The following is a 20,625-nucleotide window of genomic DNA, read 5'->3' on the forward strand; positions in this document are numbered from 1 at the left end:
CAGTGAATTTAAAATTTATAAATGAAATTATCCAACTTCAATTTCAATCTGCCTAAAGAACTTCTGGCAGAATTTCCCGCTGAAAACAGGGACGAATCAAGGCTAATGGTAATAGACCGCAAAACCAAAACCATAGAGCACAGGCAGTTTAAGGATATTATTGAGTATTTTGACGAAGGAGATGTAATGGTACTTAACAATACCAAAGTGTTTCCGGCACGCCTGTATGGCAATAAAGAAAAAACAGGCGCACGTATTGAGGTTTTCCTGTTAAGGGAACTTAACAGCGAGCAGCGCCTTTGGGATGTACTGGTAGATCCCGCACGTAAAATACGTATAGGCAACAAACTATACTTTGGCGATGATGACAGCCTTGTGGCTGAGGTTATAGATAACACAACTTCACGCGGGCGTACCCTTCGCTTTTTGTATGACGGTTCTTATGAAGAGTTCCGCAGCAAGCTTACTGAGCTGGGCGAAACCCCCATACCAAAATATATAGGCCGCGATGTGGTGCCTGAAGACGCAGAGCGTTACCAAACCATTTATGCCAAAGAAGAAGGTGCCGTAGCGGCGCCAACTGCAGGGCTTCACTTTAGCAAGCACTTGCTTAAAAGGCTGGAAATAAAAGGTGTTGACTTTGCTGAGGTTACATTGCATGTGGGCCTTGGTACCTTTAACCCGGTAGAGGTTGAAGACCTTAGTAAACACAAAATGGACAGCGAAGAGCTTATCATTACACAGGAAGCCTGCGATATTGTAAATAAGGCAAAAGTTAAGAAAGCAAAAGTATGTGCGGTGGGCACTACCACCATGCGTGCCATGGAAAGTTCGGTTTCATCGTCTAAAACGCTTAACCCTTATGTGGGCTGGACAAACAAGTTCATATTCCCACCTTATGACTTTAGCGTGGCAGACTGTATGGTTACAAACTTCCATACGCCAAAAAGCACACTGCTTATGATGATATCTGCCTTTATGGGCCATGACCTTATGCGCAAAGCCTATGATGAGGCCATTAAAGAAGGTTACCATTTTTATACTTATGGCGATGCTATGCTTATACTGTAATATGACATACATAAAATTTGAAGCGGCTTACAGGCCGCTTTTTTTATAAAACCAGCATTATAACAGTACTTTTATCTAATAAGTGAAAAGTGGCCCCCGAATTTCCTTCCATTATTCCGGGTAACTAAAAACCAGTAATCATCCGCTGGCAATTCATTACCGTTGTAAGTGCCATCCCATGACTCTTTTTTGCTTAATTGTTTGATGAGTTTTCCGTAACGGTCAAAGATAGAAATAATAAGCCCAGGCTCAAAATATGAAAATTTAATATCCCACGTATCGTTATTATTATCCCCGTTAGGTGTAAAAAAATTGGGGGCAGTAAGTAAAAAAACATCATGGTTGATAATACCGCAATCATTTTTGTCGCGCACATAGGCGGTGTATATACCACTAGCTAATCCTGTAAATACATTACTTTGCTGGTATAGGATCCCGTCTAACGAATATTCATAATCTCCGCTTCCTTCTGCAATTATTTCAATTACATTACTGTTGTTTTCCTTAAAGTCTTCAGTTATTATATCGGTTATAGTTGCAGGGTTAGATAAAATCACCTCAAAACTTTTGGTAACCTCACATATCGCAGTTCCATAATCTGTTGCCACGGTAACATAGTAACTGCCGGGTTCGGTTAAAACTACAGTATTTGAAGTGGCGCCGCTAGACCATAAATAGCTGCTGTAGCCGTTTCCGGCACTAACAGTTACGGTGCTATTTTCGCATAAAATAATATTGTCCTCAACAGGCGGTGCTGCCGGCGATGGCAATAGCGAGAAGGTAAGGGCGGCTACACTATGGCACCCGCCGGGCAACACCACCGCGGTATAAAGCACTGTACCATCGGAGACCGGATAGTTGGCAGTATTAGAAATTTGGTTAGCGAGGTTTAGGTTTTGCGCATCAGTAGCAGCAACAAAAAAATAAAAGGTAAAATTAGTATAGTCTGCAGCAAGGAACGGGTTATAATCTGCAAGCAATGCTGTTTCATTTCCATCATTAGAGATATCACACAGGTAAGCGGTATAGTTGTTTACTGCGGGTCCGGGTGTAAAATAGGAATCAAAATATATTGTAGCGGCCTGCGTAGCGCAGTTATTGATGTTTTTTGCTATTATATTAAAAACATAGCTCCCGGATAAATTAGTTATTGAATTATTTGCCTGCCACGTCGCGCCATTGTCAAAGCTGTACAAATCGGCAATGGTAGTAACACTGATGCTTCCGTATGTGTTACAGCCGGCATTTACCATTTGTACGTTAGGTGCTATGTTATTAAAGTCCTGAAGGTATGCAAATGATGTAGCTGATTCACAATTTACGCCGTTCCTGATTTTGAGGTAATAATAATTTTCCGCTAAATTTAAAAATACGGGACTCGCCTGCCAGGTACTGCCATCGTCTATACTGTATTCAAGAGCGGAAGTGTTAAAAGTAATACTGCCATTATTTGCGCAGCTGGGATTAACAGCAGTAAAGGCTGGATTAGTATCCAGAAAATATTCCTGTAAGTATACCACTTCTTCCAAAGAAGTACAGCCCTGGCTGTTTTTTATAATTACCGAGTAATAACCATGTTGTAAATTTGAGGCCGTATTATTTGTAGACCATGTATTGCCATTGTCAAAACTGTACTCTGAAGCTAAGGTAGTTACGATAATGCTCCCTAAGGTTCCGCATTCTGCCTGGGTATACAAAACATCCGGCTTTGGTAGGTAATCTTTTGTAATACCAACATAAGTTCCTTGCGATACACATCCCAAATCATTTTTAATCAGTATGGTGTAACTCCCTTCGGCAAGGTTAGTAAACACGGGGTTTGCAGACCATGTAGCGCCGTAATTTATGCTATACAACGCTGCGGGTGTTGTTATGGTTATGGTACCGTCTGTGCCGCAGCCTGCACTTGTAGACGTTACTTCTGGTTCGGGCAGGAAGTATTCACTAAGCCATATATATCTCGAGCCTGTAGTACAGCCTAATGGAGTCTTTATTTTTACCTTATAGGTAATGTTAGGGTTAGGGGGCAAATTTGATAATGTGGGGTTTGTTGTCCAGGTTATGCCATCATCGAAACTATACGATGTAGCCGGTGACGTTACGGTAATTGATCCGCCAACGTGGCATCCCGGCTGTACTATCTCGACTTCCGGCGCTTGTATAGTTTCCAGTGGCGGGTATGTTAAGACTATATTTCTGGTGGACGAAACGCATCCGTTTTTTTTAATAGCTATTAGTATGATATCGAATGAAGTATAATTGCCGTCAGAGGGATTTAAAGACCATGTTAACCCACCGTCAAAGCTATACTGGTCTGCCGGAGTAGTAATGGTAATGGTCGTATTACCCGGAAAGCATGGCGATTGGTCTATTATATATTCGGGCTGGTCTATAACTTTATTTACATTGTAAAAAGGACTTATTTTGCACCCTCCCGCATTAATAATCATTACCGTGTAGTTGCCTGTGTTACTTTCTGAAAAACTAACTGGGAGCACACTGTTTATTGCTCCGGCTATTGCTATCCCATCTTTATACCACTGATAAGTATTGCCGCTGCCGGAATCGCCGCTTGCGTTAAGTACAAGCGAGTTGTCGCAAAAGCTGCCAGTACTGTTTATTTTTATGCCAAGGTTTGCGGCTGTATTTAAAATAAGATTATCAAAATAAAAATATGGGAAACATAAATGGTAGTCATATTCATTCACATAGCTGTCGGGTAATTCCTCAGGTGCCCCAAGCATAATAGAACTAATATTTTGTGTAGGTGTAAACATCACAGATAACTGCGACCAGTTTTTTGTAGGCAGATAGCTGGCGGTTCCTAATACTACCCATCCCTCAGGAGTATTGTGTGTGTCTTCAGGAGTAGTGTTGCAGGATGACTTTCCGTATAAGGTCATCTTAATGTTTCCGGCATTTAAGTAGCCTTCATTACATACCAAGCCTGTATTAGGATCGTCAAATAAAGGTATCCTGCCAGAGGTAGAAGCCGCTATATCAAAATTTAGCTGGTAAACAGTGCCTGCAATTAATGGGTTATTAAGACATGTCGCGATATATTCTTTATAATCCTGAGATACTAAAATGCCTGAAACGCCGGTTCCGTTTGCTTCGGGGAGTGGATACACCCCGGCATCTGTGGCAGATACGGGCACAAAACCGCAGGAATTTATATAGTCACTTGTAGCATTATTTGGTAAAAACCAGGAAGTAGCTGCATCAAACAACGCAAAATTATTTGGGCAATAACTCATTTGCTCAAAATTGTAATTGTTTATAAAGCTGGTTGCGGTGGTACCACCACAAGCGCAGTCAGGGTCAATCAGGTCAATCTTGCCATCGCCGTCATCATCAATGCCGTTATTACAGTTTTCCTGCGCGTAAGAGGCGACAGATAACAGCAGGCAAGTTGCACATAGCTGTACTAAACCTTTAAAATGGTGCAGGGTATAGATTAATTTCATGTTGGTGGTTGTTGGGTACAAATATATAGTAATTGAAGGGTTTTTAAAAAGCACTTAACAGTATAGTTTAAGTTTTTATACCCACAAGTTTATAATGCTGTAAAATTCTGGCCGCGCACAATGCGTATTGCCAAAATATATTTATCTATTTTTGCAGGTAAACAAACACAACAACATGGAGTTTTTAAATACGCGCGAATTTGCACAGCAGCTTGATGCTAAAGACAAGCTGGCTAAATACAGGGATGAGTTTCACTTTCCGCATGTAAACGGCAAGCAGGTTATCTATTTTACGGGTAACTCACTGGGATTACAGCCAAAGCGTACTAAAGCATACATAGATGAGGTAATGGACGACTGGGCAAAACTGGCTGTAGAAGGCCATTTTTATGCCGATAAGCCCTGGTGGGACTACCAGGAGCGCTTTGCCGCGCCGCTCAGCAAAATTGTGGGTACGCTGCCCTCTGAAGTTACGGTAATGAATACCCTTACGATAAACCTTCACCTGCTTATGGTAAGCTTTTATACGCCTACCCCTAAGCGGTTTAAGATACTTTGCGAAGAAAAAGCCTTCCCAAGCGACCAGTACATGATACAAAGCCAGGTGCGCCTGCATGGTTTTGAACCCGAAGATGCCATTGTTGAAATTAAACGCAGGCCGGGCGAGCACAACATCCGCCTGGAAGATGTACTGGCTAAAATAGATGAAGTGGGTAGCGAACTTGCGCTCGTGCTTATAGGCGGGGTAAACTACTATACCGGGCAGGTTTTTGATATCGAAACTATTACAAAAGCAGGACAGGATGCCGGAGCCTATGTAGGCTGGGACCTTGCCCACGCCGCCGGTAACATAGCCATGGAACTGCACAACTGGAATGTAGACTTTGCCGCGTGGTGCAGCTATAAATATATGAACAGCGGCCCGGGTAACGCATCTGGGGTGTTTGTGCACGAAATGCACCATAACGACCTCGACCTGCCGCGCCTTTCCGGATGGTGGGGCCACAACAAGGAGCGCCGCTTTTTAATGGAGCCTAAGTTTGACCCGGTACGCGGTGCCGAAGGCTGGCAGGTAAGCAACCTGCCCATACTGTCGCTGGCGCCTTACCTTGCATCGGTAGAAATGTTTGATGAGGTGGGCATGCCCGCCCTGATACAAAAGCGCGATTGCATTACATCGTACCTTGAATTTATATTGCACGAAATTGATAAAGAAGTTAAAGGCCACTTTGAGATAATTACCCCAACCGAACCTAAGGAACGTGCCTGCCAGCTGTCGGTATTCCTGCATGGCGAGGGCCGCTCGTTGTTCGACTATCTTATGAAGGCCGGTGTAATTACCGACTGGCGCGAGCCTAATGTGATACGCCTGGCACCCGTGCCGCTGTACTGCTCTTATGAAGATATGTACAACTTTGGGCAAATACTTAAAGAGGGTATCTTATCACATAAAAAATAGAATCCATTTTATAATTTACAAAAGCGGGAACATTTTATGTTTCCGTTTTTTTGCAATCCCTGTGATAAGAATTGCTACTTTTGTAGCATTAAAATCAACCACTTATGAAAAAGTTTTACTTACTATTCGCTTTTGCGTTTATTACTTTTTTTGCCAGTGCCCAGGCACCGTTTATAACTACATGGGAGGTCCCGCCCGGAGGCTATGGAGTTCAAGCGATATCGGTTCCTATAACATATAATGTAAACAATAACTATTCAATAGATTTTGGAGACGGAACCATACTGTCTAACCAACAGTCTGGCGGCTTCCATAATTATGCCGCTCCGGGCACCTATACGGTAACGGTATCGGGCACATTTAACAGGATAAAATTTTCAGCAAGCGGAGGTAATCAAACAAAAATAAGGACAATTGAGCAGTGGGGCGACACACAGTGGGCAAGTAATATGACTGATGCTTTTAAAGATTGTGCAAGTTTGACAATAAATGCTACAGATACTCCTGATTTAAGCCATGTTACCAATATGACAAACTTTTTTTATGGCGCGGTGATGATGAATCAGTCTATTGATAATTGGGATGTTTCTAATGTTAAGAATATGAGTTATATGTTTTCTGGTGCAGACTCTTTTAACCAGCCGCTAAACAGCTGGAATGTATCAAACGTTACTGATATGAGTTATATGTTTTATAGTGCCGACTCTTTTAACCAGCCGCTCAATAACTGGGATGTATCATCTGCAACTATGGTAGGTATGTTTTCTGGTGCCGACTCTTTTAACCAGCCGCTCAATAACTGGGATGTATCATCTGTAACAACTATGGTAGGTATGTTTTCTGGTGCCGACTCTTTTAACCAGCCGCTAAACAGCTGGAATGTATCAAACGTTACTGATATGAGTTATATGTTTTATAGTGCCGACTCTTTTAACCAGCCGCTCAATAACTGGGATGTATCATCTGTAACAACTATGGTAGGTATGTTTTCTGGTTCCGACTCTTTTAACCAGCCGCTAAACAGTTGGGATACTTCAAGTGTTGTAACCCTTACCGAGATGTTTGAAAATGCCACTTCCTTTAATCAGTCATTAGATGACTGGGATGTTTCAAATGTTACTGATATGACCTACTTGTTTTCAAATTCAGTATATAACCAGCCGCTAAACAGCTGGGACGTATCATCTGTAACAATTATGGGCGGTATGTTTGGTGGTAATCAGGTTTTTAACCAGCCGCTCAATAACTGGGATGTATCAAATGTTACCAGTTTCGTAGGTATGTTTGCTAACGCAACCTCGTTTAACCAGTCTCTTGATAACTGGGATGTATCAAATGCTACATCTACAGATCGTATGTTTAAAAATGCGACCTCTTTTAACCAACCACTTAACAGTTGGAATACTTCAAATATTTTTAACCTTACTGAAATGTTTTTCAATGCTACTTCGTTTAACCAGCCCTTAGATAACTGGGATGTTTCAAACGTGCAGTCCATGTATGGAACGTTTTATAACGCTGTGAATTTTAACCAGGATATTTCTGCGTGGAATTTTAACCCGGAAGTAGGACTGTCTGCGGGTGCTGATGTGGAAAATTCATTTTTAAGCTATTCGGGTATGTCTACAGATAATTATGATGCCCTTTTAGTAAAGTTTGCTCAATTGCAATTATATAATAAAGATTTTGTTGCCGAAGGTTTAAAATTCTGTAACATCGTTAGGTTCTATCTTATGACTGAACTTTTATGGTGGATTCTGGATGATGGATTCGACGACGATTGTTCAGGAAACACAATCTTTGTTAATGTGCGTTTTGACCAAAATGCAAACGGCTGTGATAGCGCAGACCCTGAAATACATGACCTATTGGTAACTGCCGATAATGGTACCTACTCTTATGGTACCTATCCTTTTTTTGAAGAAGAATACGGTTTAAATGTACAAGAAGGCGCCTATACTGTGAGCCTTCAAAACCTGCCGTCTTACTTTACTGTAGCACCCGATACGGCATCGGTTAACTTTACTGGCTCCGGTAATACCGAGCCGCTTGATTTTTGCCTTACCGCAAACCAGGCTGTTCAGGATCTTAACGTTACAATACTGCCGCTAAGCGATGCGCGCCCCGGTTTTGAGGCAAGCTACCAGCTGGTGGCGCAAAATATAGGCACACAAACCATAACCAATGCTTCGCTTAGCCTGGTTTATGATGCCGGGGCGCAGAGCTTTGTAAGTGCCAGTGAGGTGCCGGTTTCAAATACAGCCGGGGCGCTTAATTTTGCCATTGGCACCATACAGCCCTTTGAGAGTAAAACCATAAACCTGCTGCTGCAAACGTACACGCCACCCACGGTAAATGGCGGTGATACCCTTAACCTTACGGCTGAAATAACACCTGCTGCAAACGATTTTACCCCTGATGACAACACCTTTGCCCTTAAACAAACCGTTGTAAACTCGTATGACCCTAACGATAAAACGGTACTACAGGGAGCGCAGATTACAATTGACCAGATAGATGGGTACCTTGATTATGTAGTCCGTTTCCAGAACACGGGTACCGCCAGCGCTATTAACGTGCGTATTGATGATGTGCTTGATGCAAACCTCGACTGGACAACATTACGCCCGGTAAACGCCAGCCACAGCTATCGGGTAAAAATTAAAGAGGGTAATAAGGTGAGTTTTATATTTGACAATATCAACCTGCCTACTGAGTCTACCGATGAAGCCGACAACAATGGTTTTATAGCGTTTAAAATCAAGCCGCTGCAAACCCTGCAGATAGGCGACGTGATTACCGGAAGCGCGGGCATTTATTTTGATTATAACGCGCCAATTATTACCAATACAGTAAGTACAACAGTGGTAGCTGAATTAGGCGTAAGCCAAAATCAGTTGAATAAAGGTATTTCTATATATCCTAATCCGGTAACGGATGTGTTGTACCTTAAACCTCAGGAGGGCATAGCACCCGAAGAAGTAAAGGTATACAACATGCAGGGCAGGGAATTGCTTGATTTTAAACAAAACCTTGATGCCGTTAACCTGCAAAGTTTAAGTTCAGGGTTGTATATGGTAACGGTAAAAACCAATGTGGGCCAGCTCAATTACCGGGTGGTAAAAAAATAAATATACTAACGGGGCAAATGCCCCGTTTTTTATTACATTACAACCCACCAATTATTATTTATGGACGGTATCGGGCTGGCTTTTATGGTTATCGTGTGCCTAATGTTTATAGGGCTGTTTTTCTATCTGTTTTTTTACCTTGCGCTAAATGTTTTAGAATCAATTTGGGTAAAGCTGTTTGGCGTACCTGTTTATGTACATTTTTATCCCGTAAAAAAGGAAATTAGCATTAACGCTAAAAGGGTATTAGAAGAGCATTTTGGCTTTTATAACCGGCTTTCGGCAAGGCGGCAAAGTTACTTTAGGCACCGGGTGTACCACTTCATAAAAAAGTACGAATTCCACGGCAGGGAAGGGATGCAGGTTACAGATGAGATGCGGGTTAAAATAGCCGCTACCTGGGTAATGCTCACGTTTGGAATGCGGAACTACCTGCCCAATGTGTTTAAGTACATTATCATTTCGCCCGATGTATACGAGTCGGTTACCGGTAACCGCCATAAGGGCGAGTTTAACCATCCGGCGGAGGCTGTTATTTTTAGCTGGCGCCATTTTGAGGAAGGGATGAAATATGGTACCGATAATATCAACCTGGGCCTGCACGAGTTTGCCCATGTGTTGCACGTGCACGCCACGGGTACCGATGAGGCCGGGGCATCGGGCGTAATTTATGCCACTATGTTTGATACCATTATTGAGTACATTAACCATGGCGAAAACCTCAGGGTATTATCTCAAATGGGCTACCTGCGTGATTATGCCTTTACAAACCGCCACGAGTTTATGGCCGTAACGCTGGAATGCTTTTTTGAAACCCCGGATGAGTTTAGGCAAAAACTGCCCGTGCTCTACGGCATGGCCGCCAAAATGATAAATTACCGCCACGGGTAATTTTTTACTGCCGCCTTGCGTTTGTTATTGATGGATATGTGGTTTTAAATCACTATTTTGCAATAACTAAAAACACCGGCAGTGCACGAACAGGATAAGATTTCACCCTTAGGTACCGTACTTCTCATAATAGTAGCCCTGCTGGTTATACTGCTCATATTTTATATGCTTGCCAAGTTTCTGGAGTCAGCCTATATGCTGCGGTTTAAAAAGCCCCCTCTGGTGCATTTTTATCCCTTTCCTAAAAAATTGGCGCCCTATGGAGTATATATACTTGACGATGAATTCCGCTTTTACCGCGAACTTGATGCCCGGCACAAGCAATATTTTCAGCACCGCATACACCAGTTTTTAAAGCGGTATACGTTTGCGGCCAGGGAGGGACTGGAAATTACTGACGAAATGAAGCTAAAAGTGGCTGCTACCTGGGTGATGCTTACCTTTGGGTTGCGAAAATACCTGACTGATATGTTTGAGGTAATAATACTATATCCTGATGTGTATACGTCGGCAGCATCGGATAATTACCATTATGCCGAGTATAACCCAATGGTTAAAGCGGTCGTATTTTCGTGGCGTCATTTTGAGGCCGGGCTCGACTTTAAGGCAAATAACGTAAACCTGGGCCTGCATGAGTTTGCCCACGTAGTGCATACCGGTTCTAAGCGGCAGGGTTTTGGCGCGGCGGGCGCATTGTATGTAGATACGTTTGATAAGATCATGGCCTACGCCAATGAACCCGATAATATGAAGCAGATTGTTTCGGCAAATTACTTCAGGCACTATGCCTTTAAAAACCCCCATGAGTTTATAGCCGTGGTACTCGAATACTATTTTGAAACCCCCAAAGAATTCCGCGAAAAGCTGCCGCAGCTCTACGCCATGGTAGGCACGCTGATAAACTACAGGCAGGCGGCGTAGTGCGTTCAGTGTTCAATGTTCAGTGTTCAGTGTTCAATGTTCAGTGTTCAGTGTTCAGTGTTCAGTGTTCAGTGTTCAGTGTTCAGTGTTCAGTGTTCAGTGTTCAGTGTTCAGTGTTCAGTGTTCAGTCGCAACTATAAATACAGTTCCGTGCGAAGGAAGCCCCTGCCAATTGATCACTGAACACTGCCCACTAAAGCGCTTATCTTCTCTATCTGCCGGTTGTGCCTTATGGTATGGTAGGCCATAAAGTGCATAATCTCAAGCTTGGTGCTTCCGGCAAAGGGATGCCCTTCCGGCAATGGTGCGGTCTCATTAAGGTTTGTGCTTTTTGCAGCCGGTAGTATCGCATCCTTCACTTCTTCAAGCGATGAAACAAGCTCCCCCTTGTCGTATTTCTTATCTTCCGGGACAATATAGTCGGGCGACTTCATTTTGGTTTCAAAGTTCAGGAAGATATCGGCAAACCGCTGCACTCCTGTAGCCGGATCGCGGTCGGGCACCTGTGTGGGTGTTTTAAGGAGGTTATCGGTACCAGTTTCCGATTTAAATAAATGGCGGCCTACCTGCGCAGCCGTCCAGCTTCCCTCAAACGGAACGGTATTAAGCTGCTCCTCGCTAAGCGACCCTAAAAGGCTAATGGTGTGCTCTAATGCATTTTCTAACTGTGGTATGATTTCCTGGCTCATAAAAAATATTGTTTACAATTAAAAATAACCTCCACCTATTTCCGGAGGAGGCTACTTCTTCTTTTTGATTGATGAACTGAATTACTGTTATTATTCCCTTGGCGGCTGGTGCCCCTGGCTGTAGTTTACCATCCACTGTATATCATATTTATCTTTTAACATGCCAAAGTAATCGCCCCAAAACATAATGTCCATAGGCATCATGGCATCACCCCCTTCGGCAAGAGCGGCATACACCCTATCTGCCTCTTCTTTGCTTTCAACGTTTATGCTCAGTGTTATGCTGTTACCGCTAACGGCAGCGGGCATATGGCCGGGCACGTCGCTGCCCATAAGTACATTGTTGCCTATCGGCAGGGCAACGTGCATAATAAGGTTGCTCTCGTCTTTGTCGGGTTCACCGTCTACGCAGCCGTCCATTTGAACATCAGACGGTACATCTTTAAAGCGCATCAGCATGGCAAACTCGCCGCCGAAAATGCTCTTGTAAAAAGTAAAAACTTCTTCGGTTTTGCCGTTAAAGTTTAGATACGGGTTAAGTGCTTTCATAATTGTTTTATAGTATTTGTTTGTTTATGTTTTGTCCGAAGTCTGAGGTCGGAAGTCGAATGCAGGGCCTCACCCCCGGCCCCTCTCCAATTGGAGAGGGGAGTAGCTTCACTCTTATGTTATGCGAGGTAAGTTACCTAATTCCTAATTCGTAATTATTCTCAATTCCCCCTCAAGCCTGTCGATATTTTCCTCATTCTTTTCAAGGCAAAAAGCGCGCAGAGCGGCGGCGGCTTCAGCGGTTTCAAACACCTGGGTAAAGGTAAACCGGGTTTTGCCTGACGAAACTTCCTCCATCTGTATCACCACCTGGAATTCCGGCGGCGAAATGTGGTTAAATACCAAGAGGTTCGGAGCTTCAATTTTAAGGAATGTACATTCGTTATGATAATCCCGCCCGTCCGGGCCATGCATTATAAAATCCCATTTGCCGCCCGGGCGCAGGTCATATTCGCTAAATGTATTGGTAAACCCTTCAGGCCCCCACCACTGTTGCAGGTGCTGCGGTTCTGTAACAGCGCGGAATACAGTAGCAATATCTGCGTTCAGTTCGCGCCGGTTTTGTATTATGTGGCTCTCCGGGGTAGGTAACAGTACGTTTTCCATACTTAGCGTTTTTCTAATAAGTTTTTAAGGTTGTTGAGGCTTACATCAATATCCTTGGTCAGCCCACCTTTCATCAGGGCCGTCATTGCATTAAGCGGATAGGGCATTTTACCTGTCATGCCCCAGGTTACTTTAGTACTTTCCGGCGAATGCGCTTCGGTTTCCATCCAGCTGTGGGCCAAGTTTTTAAACGGGCGTGTAAACCGTAGCTCGGTGGTTATACGTTCGCCCTCAACAATGTCCGTTATTTCCTGTTCGCCTGCGCCTGCTTTTTTGGCGCTGTCCCAGGCATTTATAAACCCTACGGTGCCGTCTGTCCCTGTCATTGTTATTTTCTGTTCCGGGTCGGCCATGGCCCATTTGCTGTAGCGCTCCTGGTTCCGTACATATTTTATGAAATCAAATACCTCATGCTTTGGCGCGTTTATTACAATGCTGAGTGCTATACTATATTCCTTCGGCAGGAATAAAGCGATAATAAATGGCAGTGCAATAATTGCAATTATAATGATGAGTAGTGTATACATAAGTTACTGTTTCAGGTTATGTTTTAAGGTTTTGTATAATGCAGTGCGGTGATGCCGCAATCAAACGCCTTACTTTCAATGAGCTTAAGCGGTTTTTTCTCAGTTACTTCTTCAAAAACAGGCATTCCCTTACCAATGATAGTTGGGTTAACCAAAAGATAATATTCATCAATAAGCCCTGCTTTTATAAGCGACGATACAAAAGTGCCGCCACCGTAGGCAATTATATCGCCGCCCTCCTCAGCCTTAAGTTTTGCAATTTCGTCCTCTAACGGGCCTTTCGCCAGGATGGTATTTTCCCACGGATTACTTTCCAGGGTTTTTGTAAAAACCACTTTGGGTGTCGCGTTCAATTTTTCGGCACCCTTTATGGGTTCGTCTTTTTCGGCAGCGTCCTTCCAGTAGGGAATAAAACCTTCGGCCAGCTTTCGCCCAATGATTATCGTGCTGACCGGCTCGGTTATGGCGCCCACATAAGCATTAATATCGTCACCCCAGTTCCATTCCACCCAATCCATTTCGCCGTTTGGGCCGGCTACAAAGCTATCTATAGATACCTGCATCTGCAGTTTTACTTTTCTCATTTTGTATCTTACTACTTTGTACTTAATCTTGCTACTCCCTATCAAGCTATAATGATTCGGCTAATTCTTTAATTTTTTCCTTTGCGGCATCCCAGGATGCGCTTGTTTGCTCATAGTACTCTTCGTCTATATCCGCCGACGTTTGCAGGGTTGTTTTTCCATCTTTTTCGGTAAGCAGATAGTGCTCGCTTGCCTGCAGCGTGTTCTTAGCTGCGGGGCTGTCATAATCTTCCACGCCATTTTGCAATATGCCCGTCATTTCTATTAGCAGCTCCTCATTGGGCCTGTACACGGCAATTTTGCCTATAAGCCCCATACCACCGGCAGCAAAAATAATTTTTGAGCCCTCTTTCCAGTCGGTTATAGCGGTAGTGCCTTCGCAAAAGAGTGCATACCATTGCAGGTAATATTTTTCATTGGTTAGCACCTGCCACACTTTTTCTTTTGGCGCATTAATCTCAATGGTGTTTTTAATTGCTTTCATAGCGGTGTTTTTTATCTCTTCCATGGTAACGTTTTTATGGTTTATACATCGGCTGTTTTATTTTTGAATAGCAGCGCATCTAACGAATATTTGCCCCCTCCCAATAAAAATACCGGGAGCGATAACACAAGGTAAGTAAAGGCGGGTATCTTATCTGCAAAGGCATCTGCGCTGTGTGCTACAAAATAGGCCACCACCATGGTAATAAATGAGGGTACAACCGCAAAGCGGGTAAAAAGGCCCAGCGCTATAAAAATACCGCAGAAGAACTCGCCGAATATTACCAGGTTAAACGACAGCTTAGCGCCTATGCCTATAATATCTGTAAATTGCGCGGCGTAGGCATCATAATTTGCCAGCTTGCCGTAGCCGAAATAAATAAACATACCGCCAAAAAAGAGCCTTAGCAATAGCGTAGCTACATCGGTGTCTAACGATAAAGGGCTTACTAATTTTTTCATGATTCTATTTGTTTTGGTTAAAATTTTTATGAAAGTAATAATTTTAACGGTACTATACAAAAGTATGCGCAATATGTGGTTTGGCTGCTGTGCTAAAAAGTCAATCAAAGGGGGTATACAGGACAAAAAGTGTATATTTGTGTTGTACCAGAAATTTTTACCAATGCAAATAGGTGTAGTATTACTTAAAGGCCACCGGTTGCTTAGTGCCGCCGCCCTGATAGATGTATTTGAATCGGCTAACCGTTTTTATGAGGAAGCAGGCGAAGCCGGGCACTTTACCATCGAACTCCTTTATCTTAACGGGCATGAAACCCCGGCTTATGATGGCCATATCCCGAAAGTTATAGATGGTGCCTCGCGCTATGATTTATTATTGATACCCTCGTTTAAAAATGATGCCATAGGCGAAGTATTAAAAGAAAACGGCCCCTGGTTTCCCTGGCTGAATGCACAGCATAAAGCCGGTACAGCAATAGCCAGTTTTTGTACAGGCGCTTTTTTACTTGCCGCTGCCGGGTTGCTTAATGGCCGGCCCGCTACCACACATATTAATGCCGGGGCAGTATTTAGCCGGATGTTTCCTTTAGTACAATTGCATGCAGAAGCCGTGGTTACCGAAAAAGATAACATATATACCAGCGGCGGGGCTACCAATACCTTTCACCTGTTGATGCTGCTGCTCGAAATTTATGCGGGGAGGGAAATTGCCGTTCGTGCCGCGAAAATGTTCAGCATTGACCTTGACCGTAACCGGCAAACCTATTTTGGCTCGTTTACACCTGTAGAAAACCATGGCGACGACCTTGTAAAGCAGGCGCAGGACGAGATAAAAAAGAACTATGGCAAGGGCAATACTATTGAAGAACTGATTACCGGCGTACCTGCCAGCCGCCGCAACCTGGTGCGGCGCTTTAAGCAGGTAACAGGCATAACGCCTATAGAATACCTGCAAAAAACCCGTATAGAGGCGGCAAAGCAACTGTTGGAGCAATCACGCTACAGCATACTTGAAGTAATGCTGGAAAGCGGTTATAATGACCTGAAAACCTTCAGAACGCTGTTTAAAAAGACAGTAGGCATGACGCCAAAAATGTACAGGGATAAATTCAGCGGGCAGATGGTTTAATTTTAAGTTGAAAGTTTTTCAGTTGAAGGTCATAAAGCCAGAAGCCCGATCTAATAGGGGACACTGATGACACAGATGCTGCGCAAACAAAGATTTAGATTTACACTGATTTTCCGGCGTGAGTGAGCTATTCCCGTCCGTCGGAAGGGTGCCCAAAGGGCGGGGTGGCCTATAGGTATTTCTCATGTCATTAAAAAAATCTGTGCTAATCCGTTTAATCTATCATCAAGTGTTCCGAATATTACATAAAACTGTACCGCACCCCTAAAAACATCCTGCGCCCCTGTAACGACGCGTAGTTATAAGCAGTGTCAAATGTATAGCCGTTTGGGTTGGTAACCGGGTCATCGGCAGTTTTGTTAAACGGGTCAAACGGGCGGATAAGGGAGTACTTCGGTACAAAGTCGAAAATGTTCTTGATACCAGCATAGAGTTCCAGCCCATAGTCAAACTTTTTAGTAAACTGGATATTAGCCGTACAAAACCACGGAGAATATTCCGGGCGAAAGTCATTGGGTAATATGGGCAGGCGCATGGGGCCGTACCAGTTTCCGGTAATATCGGTGCTGTAGCTTTTATTAAAAGTATAAGTGGCTATAAAGTTGCCGCTCCACTTAGGGGCATGCAGCTGCCGGGTCTTTTCGCTGCCCTGCGGCGTATTATCTATCCGGAATACATCGGTATACGATATCCCCGCCATCAGTTTAAACGGAAAGTTAAACTGCCAGTCGGTATTCAGGCTTACCCCCTGCGATATGGCATGCCCGTTAAGGTTGGTATAGAAAATCTTGGTAGGGTCGGTATCAAAATCGCCCACTATCTTATTGGTAAAATAGGAGTAAAACGCCGTTACATCCATGTTAAATATAAACGGGCGGGCAGGCACCTTAAGCACATAATTAAGGTTGCCGTTATAGCTGCGTTCGGGTTTTAATGCCTCGGCAATCACTACGTCACGGGCACCGGTAAGCGCGGCATGGTCTTCGGTAAATAAATTTACCACCCTAAAACCGCTGCCAAAACTCGCCCGGAAGGTATTGGTGTGGTTGGGTGAAAATTTATACGCTACCCTTGGTGAATGCACCCCGCCGTGGCTTTTATCATAATCAAACCTGTAACCGCCTAACAATTTATTTTTTTCATCAAGCGTCCATTCATCCTGAATGAAAAGGCCCGGCAGGGGTGTGTTTTGGGCGCTGTTATCCAACCCATCCGCGCTTGCCGTCGCCGGGGTGTTGTCGTCATAATGGGTATAACGCATGGCGCCGCCTAACAGGAAAGTATGGCTGGCGCCAAATTGCTTATCCCAATAGGCCTGTAAAAACGCTACCTGCTGCGTGGCCATATAAGGCGTGGTGCCGTAGTATGAATTTTGGTCGTGCCAGTTATATGAGAACTGCGTAAAAATGCGCTCGCTAACCGGCAGTTGGTACATGCCGATAACTTCGGCGCGGCGGGTGTAAATACTTTCGCCATAAATGCTGTCGCTGCCACGGAATTTTTTCTCCCACTGCATCTCCCCGCCCCAGCGGTCTTCATACACATAGCGTGCGGCAAGGCTGGCTACACGGTTATCATTACGGTTAAAACTCCATTTGTTGAATATCGAAATACGGTTTTGCTGGGTAAGGTCGGTAAAGTTATCGTGGTTCTTATCTGCCTTTACGTTGTAATTAAAGTAGTTAATGCCCAGTAGGGAAGTAGCTTTTCCGGTTTTCATTTTCACGGCGGCATCGGTACTGATTTCGCCCCAACTGGTTAAAAAATAGTCGGCGCTTACCAGAGGGGCTTTGTCGGGCGATTTTGTAATTACATTGATAATCCCCCCCATAGCCTCACTGCCGTATAAAGATGATGCGGGCCCTTTAACCACCTCTATACGTTCTACGATACTGTTAGGTATACCGCTAAGGCCATACACCGTACTCAGCGCGCTGACTATGGGCATGCCGTCTATCAGTATCATGGTATAGGGGCCTTCCATCCCGTTTATGTGTATGTCGCCAGTGTTGCATACGTTACAATTAAGTTGCGGCATTACACCGTTTATCATACCCACGGCTTCAAAGAGGCTGGCTGTAGGATTCTTTTTAAATAGTTTTGATGTTATAATTTCTACCGGAATAGGGCTGTCTGCACGGCTAACCTCTTTCATGGTACCTGTTATCACTACCTCGTTCAGGGCTTCGCCATCTTCTTTCAGTTCAAAGTTTAGCGTTATATCTTTCGTACCTATTACCTGGTCTTTTGCCTGTGTGCGAAAACCGATATAACTTGCGGTGATATTATAATTTCCTGCCGAAACATTTTCAAACATATATACACCATTGCCGTCAGTGGCAGTAATAACACCGTTGCTAAGCTGCACGGTGGCTCCTGCTATGGATTGGTTGCCATCAGTTACTTTTCCGGTAACGGTTTGCTGCGCAAAAACATGGCTTGCTACAAATAGCAAAATCAGAAAAAAATGTCTCATGGCTAAATTTATAATTCTGTATGTAAAATTATAAATTTAGATTAGACTAAAAATTTATTTTAAATTTATTTTAAATTTATTTTTTGCAAACGGCTATTTTGCGGATAAATAAGGAAGTGCCGTAGTTCCAGGAGAACTATGGCACTTCTTTTCCAAATATAATGTGCTAATACGTTTCAAGGCACTGCATATACTTTGCAACGCTATGTTATAGTTATGTAATTAGTTCAAAAACTGCTTTCGGTATTCCACGGGAGTAAAACCGGTTTCTTTTTTAAAAAGGCGGCTAAAGTAGGGCGGGTTTTCAAAGCCCAAAAGATATGCAGTTTCAGAGATGCTTTTTTCAGGTGCCTGTAGCAGGTTTTTAGCTTCCCCTACCAGGAAGATGTGGATGAGTTCCAGTGCGGTTTTTCCGGTTTCCTGACGTAGTAAGTCGGTAAGGTAGCGTGCAGAGGTATTGAGCGTATCGGCCATAGCCTTAACGGTAGGCAGCCCTGCGGTTTGCAGCAGGCCTTTTTCAAGGTAAGAAGACAGCAGGCTGTTGAACTTAGATACCGTAACACCCGAAAGCTCGGCACGGTTGATGAACTGCCTTTTGTAAAACCGCTGCGAATATTTTAATATTGAGTCGATATGCGTAAGGATAATCTCGCGGCTGTATTCATCTTCGTTATTACTGTATTCGCCTTCTATTTTAAAATAAAGGTCCCAGATTATTTCCTCTTCGCGGGGCGACAGGTGCAATGCCTCATTAGCCTCATAATCAAAAAAGCCGTACTTTTTTATATCGTTGTGCAGGTTGTGCCCGTTAAAATAATCTTCGTGCATGTAAATGATAAAGCCCTTTTCCTCAAGCTCTACATCCTTTATCTCGATAATCTGCCGTGGTTTAATAAACGAAAGAGAGCCATTTTCATGGTCGTATTTTGTGCGCCCGTAGTTGATAACACCCGTTTTCATCTTCTTGAACATAATGGCATAAAAGTCAGACGTAAACGCACCCTGGGTAATATCGCAGGCATTTAGCCTTTCGCAAAGTACCAGGCCCAGCAGCGGGTTTTGGGGCAGGGGGAAGCCTACGTGTTTACTAAGCTGGGTGATGCTTGTATAATGTTTCATAACTATAAATTATTTAGGCAGCCGTACTGTCATATTTCTTCACTTTTGTCGACCCGAGGGCTATGCACGAACAGGCGAAGCAAACAGAACACGGTACGGCTGCCATAAAATTACTAAAAAATTAGCTGCAAATTAATTACCGTGAGCTGCAACGGCAACATCATCCCATGCCTCCCATTCGGCAATACGGTCGGCATACACCTGTTTTGCCCATGGCAACGTGTGTTTACCCAGGAATAGGCGCAGCGGTGGGTTCTCGGCGTCTACCAGCTTCAGCACTGCTTCTGATGTAGCTTCCGGGTCGCCCCAAAATCCTTCCTGGCTTCCTGACTCGGCAAAGGCGGTACGCAGGCCATTATATATTTCCAAAGGCTGGCTTTGGGTAGCGCTTGCGCCGCTCCAGTCGGTACTGTAGCCGTTTGGCTCAATAAGCGACACGTTGATGCCAAACTGCTTCACTTCGGCTGCAAGTGTTTCGCTTATGCCCTCAACCGCAAATTTAGAGGCATTATATACCCCCAGTAACGGTAATGTAACCACACCCAGCACGCTGCTTACCTGTATGATGTGGCCGTGGCCCTGCTCCCTGAAAATAGGCAGTGCAGCCTGTGTAACCCATAGTAAACCGAATACATTGGTTTCAAACTGGCTGCGGGCTTCGGCTTCGGTGGTTTCTTCAATGGTGCCAAAAAGGCCATAACCGGCGTTGTTTATTACCACATCAAGGCTGCCAAAATACTCTTTTGCTTTCGCCACGGCGGCAAAGCTTTCGTCGCGGTTGTTTACGTCAAGTTTAATGGGTAGGATGGCATCTCCATAGGTGGCTATAAGGTCGGCAAGCGCCTCTGTGTTACGGGCAGTTGCTGCCACTTTATCGCCACGTTTTAAAAAGGCCTCGGCCCACAGCTTCCCAAATCCGCGTGAAGCACCTGTTATAAGAATTGTTTTAGACATTGTTTTGTATCTTTAAGATTATGATACAAAGTTATGCCAGTGGTGCGCGACGCGGCTTATACAGAAATACAGAATGCTGATACAAAAGTGCGGGGATGATTATTTCA

General features: G+C 44.0%; 17 protein-coding genes. 6 read left to right on the forward strand and 11 right to left on the reverse strand.

Translation table 11 applies throughout. The features are described 5' to 3' along the window. Nucleotides 1-21: 21 nt before the first annotated feature. On the forward strand, nucleotides 22-1,071 hold the full coding sequence (queA, locus tag ACLI09_RS02210; RefSeq protein ID WP_411417948.1) for a tRNA preQ1(34) S-adenosylmethionine ribosyltransferase-isomerase QueA: 1,050 nt from the start codon (nucleotides 22-24) through the stop codon (nucleotides 1,069-1,071). A gap of 71 nt (nucleotides 1,072-1,142) precedes the next feature. On the opposite strand, the gene ACLI09_RS02215 is transcribed toward queA, so the two are convergent. Continuing rightward, complete coding sequence (locus tag ACLI09_RS02215; protein ID WP_411417949.1) at nucleotides 1,143-4,538, reverse strand: T9SS type B sorting domain-containing protein; 3,396 nt, start codon at nucleotides 4,536-4,538, stop codon at nucleotides 1,143-1,145. Nucleotides 4,539-4,713: 175 nt separating this feature from the next. Here ACLI09_RS02215 and kynU point away from each other — a divergent pair, with 175 nt between their 5' ends. The 4 genes from kynU (at nucleotide 4,714) to ACLI09_RS02235 (ending at nucleotide 10,940) form a co-directional block, all read left to right on the forward strand. Continuing rightward, nucleotides 4,714-5,997, forward strand: a complete 1,284-nt coding sequence (gene kynU / locus ACLI09_RS02220) for a kynureninase (RefSeq protein ID WP_411417950.1) — start codon at nucleotides 4,714-4,716, stop codon at nucleotides 5,995-5,997. Nucleotides 5,998-6,101: 104 nt separating this feature from the next. Then, nucleotides 6,102-9,128, forward strand: a complete 3,027-nt coding sequence (locus tag ACLI09_RS02225) for a BspA family leucine-rich repeat surface protein (protein WP_411417951.1) — start codon at nucleotides 6,102-6,104, stop codon at nucleotides 9,126-9,128. A 60-nt stretch (nucleotides 9,129-9,188) separates the two neighbouring features. Next, entirely contained in the window at nucleotides 9,189-10,019 is an 831-nt protein-coding gene (locus tag ACLI09_RS02230; RefSeq protein WP_411417952.1) for a zinc-dependent peptidase, read from the forward strand. A gap of 81 nt (nucleotides 10,020-10,100) precedes the next feature. Continuing rightward, the gene (locus tag ACLI09_RS02235) at nucleotides 10,101-10,940 is read left to right on the forward strand and encodes a zinc-dependent peptidase (RefSeq protein ID WP_411417953.1); all 840 of its coding nucleotides are present in this window, start codon (nucleotides 10,101-10,103) and stop codon (nucleotides 10,938-10,940) included. Between the two features lie 176 nt (nucleotides 10,941-11,116). On the opposite strand, the gene ACLI09_RS02240 is transcribed toward ACLI09_RS02235, so the two are convergent. The 7 genes from ACLI09_RS02240 to ACLI09_RS02270 all read right to left on the reverse strand — a co-directional run bounded on the left by ACLI09_RS02240 (nucleotide 11,117) and on the right by ACLI09_RS02270 (nucleotide 14,840). After that, entirely contained in the window at nucleotides 11,117-11,629 is a 513-nt protein-coding gene (locus ACLI09_RS02240) for a DinB family protein (protein WP_411417954.1), read from the reverse strand. A 90-nt stretch (nucleotides 11,630-11,719) separates the two neighbouring features. Further along, complete coding sequence (locus ACLI09_RS02245; RefSeq protein ID WP_411417955.1) at nucleotides 11,720-12,178, reverse strand: VOC family protein; 459 nt, start codon at nucleotides 12,176-12,178, stop codon at nucleotides 11,720-11,722. 144 nt (nucleotides 12,179-12,322) lie between these two features. Continuing rightward, nucleotides 12,323-12,784, reverse strand: coding sequence for an SRPBCC domain-containing protein (locus ACLI09_RS02250; protein WP_411417956.1), 462 nt, complete (start codon nucleotides 12,782-12,784; stop codon nucleotides 12,323-12,325). A gap of 2 nt (nucleotides 12,785-12,786) precedes the next feature. Then, nucleotides 12,787-13,311: an SRPBCC family protein gene (locus ACLI09_RS02255; protein ID WP_411417957.1), complete on the reverse strand. Its 525-nt coding sequence runs from the start codon at nucleotides 13,309-13,311 to the stop codon at nucleotides 12,787-12,789. 23 nt (nucleotides 13,312-13,334) lie between these two features. Then, on the reverse strand, nucleotides 13,335-13,895 hold the full coding sequence (locus ACLI09_RS02260) for a dihydrofolate reductase family protein (protein ID WP_411417958.1): 561 nt from the start codon (nucleotides 13,893-13,895) through the stop codon (nucleotides 13,335-13,337). Nucleotides 13,896-13,941: 46 nt separating this feature from the next. Further along, nucleotides 13,942-14,403, reverse strand: a complete 462-nt coding sequence (locus tag ACLI09_RS02265; RefSeq protein WP_411417959.1) for an SRPBCC family protein — start codon at nucleotides 14,401-14,403, stop codon at nucleotides 13,942-13,944. Between the two features lie 17 nt (nucleotides 14,404-14,420). Further along, a complete protein-coding gene (locus ACLI09_RS02270) occupies nucleotides 14,421-14,840 on the reverse strand; it encodes a DoxX family protein (RefSeq protein ID WP_411417960.1) in 420 nt (139 codons plus the stop codon). A gap of 163 nt (nucleotides 14,841-15,003) precedes the next feature. On the opposite strand from ACLI09_RS02270, the gene ACLI09_RS02275 reads away from it, so the two are divergent. Continuing rightward, the gene (locus ACLI09_RS02275; RefSeq protein WP_411417961.1) at nucleotides 15,004-15,969 is read left to right on the forward strand and encodes a GlxA family transcriptional regulator; all 966 of its coding nucleotides are present in this window, start codon (nucleotides 15,004-15,006) and stop codon (nucleotides 15,967-15,969) included. A 241-nt stretch (nucleotides 15,970-16,210) separates the two neighbouring features. Here ACLI09_RS02275 and ACLI09_RS02280 read toward each other — a convergent pair whose 3' ends face one another. The 3 genes from ACLI09_RS02280 to ACLI09_RS02290 all read right to left on the reverse strand — a co-directional run bounded on the left by ACLI09_RS02280 (nucleotide 16,211) and on the right by ACLI09_RS02290 (nucleotide 20,518). Then, the gene (locus tag ACLI09_RS02280; protein ID WP_411417962.1) at nucleotides 16,211-18,445 is read right to left on the reverse strand and encodes a TonB-dependent receptor; all 2,235 of its coding nucleotides are present in this window, start codon (nucleotides 18,443-18,445) and stop codon (nucleotides 16,211-16,213) included. 222 nt (nucleotides 18,446-18,667) lie between these two features. Continuing rightward, nucleotides 18,668-19,564 carry a helix-turn-helix domain-containing protein gene (locus tag ACLI09_RS02285; RefSeq protein WP_411417963.1) on the reverse strand — a complete coding sequence of 299 codons (897 nt, stop codon included), beginning with the start codon at nucleotides 19,562-19,564 and terminating at the stop codon, nucleotides 18,668-18,670. Between the two features lie 132 nt (nucleotides 19,565-19,696). After that, on the reverse strand, nucleotides 19,697-20,518 hold the full coding sequence (locus tag ACLI09_RS02290) for an SDR family NAD(P)-dependent oxidoreductase (RefSeq protein ID WP_411417964.1): 822 nt from the start codon (nucleotides 20,516-20,518) through the stop codon (nucleotides 19,697-19,699). Nucleotides 20,519-20,625: the final 107 nt, after the last annotated feature.

Origin of the sequence: Flavobacterium sp. RHBU_24, assembly GCF_046613695.1 — a bacterium.
Classification (GTDB): Bacteria; Bacteroidota; Bacteroidia; order Flavobacteriales; family Flavobacteriaceae; genus Flavobacterium.

Bases quoted from the DNA above. Each gene is read 5' to 3' on its own strand.
- ACLI09_RS02255 (WP_411417957.1), bottom strand. From the start codon at position 13,311: ATGTATACACTACTCATCATTATAATTGCAATTATTGCACTGCCATTT.
- ACLI09_RS02260 (WP_411417958.1), bottom strand. From the start codon at position 13,895: ATGAGAAAAGTAAAACTGCAGATGCAGGTATCTATAGATAGCTTTGTA.
- queA (WP_411417948.1), top strand. From the start codon at position 22: ATGAAATTATCCAACTTCAATTTCAATCTGCCTAAAGAACTTCTGGCA.
- ACLI09_RS02270 (WP_411417960.1), bottom strand. From the start codon at position 14,840: ATGAAAAAATTAGTAAGCCCTTTATCGTTAGACACCGATGTAGCTACG.
- ACLI09_RS02280 (WP_411417962.1), bottom strand. From the start codon at position 18,445: ATGAGACATTTTTTTCTGATTTTGCTATTTGTAGCAAGCCATGTTTTT.
- ACLI09_RS02230 (WP_411417952.1), top strand. From the start codon at position 9,189: ATGGACGGTATCGGGCTGGCTTTTATGGTTATCGTGTGCCTAATGTTT.
- ACLI09_RS02225 (WP_411417951.1), top strand. From the start codon at position 6,102: ATGAAAAAGTTTTACTTACTATTCGCTTTTGCGTTTATTACTTTTTTT.
- ACLI09_RS02290 (WP_411417964.1), bottom strand. From the start codon at position 20,518: ATGTCTAAAACAATTCTTATAACAGGTGCTTCACGCGGATTTGGGAAG.
- ACLI09_RS02240 (WP_411417954.1), bottom strand. From the start codon at position 11,629: ATGAGCCAGGAAATCATACCACAGTTAGAAAATGCATTAGAGCACACC.
- ACLI09_RS02265 (WP_411417959.1), bottom strand. From the start codon at position 14,403: ATGGAAGAGATAAAAAACACCGCTATGAAAGCAATTAAAAACACCATT.
- ACLI09_RS02245 (WP_411417955.1), bottom strand. From the start codon at position 12,178: ATGAAAGCACTTAACCCGTATCTAAACTTTAACGGCAAAACCGAAGAA.
- kynU (WP_411417950.1), top strand. From the start codon at position 4,714: ATGGAGTTTTTAAATACGCGCGAATTTGCACAGCAGCTTGATGCTAAA.
- ACLI09_RS02215 (WP_411417949.1), bottom strand. From the start codon at position 4,538: ATGAAATTAATCTATACCCTGCACCATTTTAAAGGTTTAGTACAGCTA.
- ACLI09_RS02275 (WP_411417961.1), top strand. From the start codon at position 15,004: ATGCAAATAGGTGTAGTATTACTTAAAGGCCACCGGTTGCTTAGTGCC.
- ACLI09_RS02250 (WP_411417956.1), bottom strand. From the start codon at position 12,784: ATGGAAAACGTACTGTTACCTACCCCGGAGAGCCACATAATACAAAAC.
- ACLI09_RS02285 (WP_411417963.1), bottom strand. From the start codon at position 19,564: ATGAAACATTATACAAGCATCACCCAGCTTAGTAAACACGTAGGCTTC.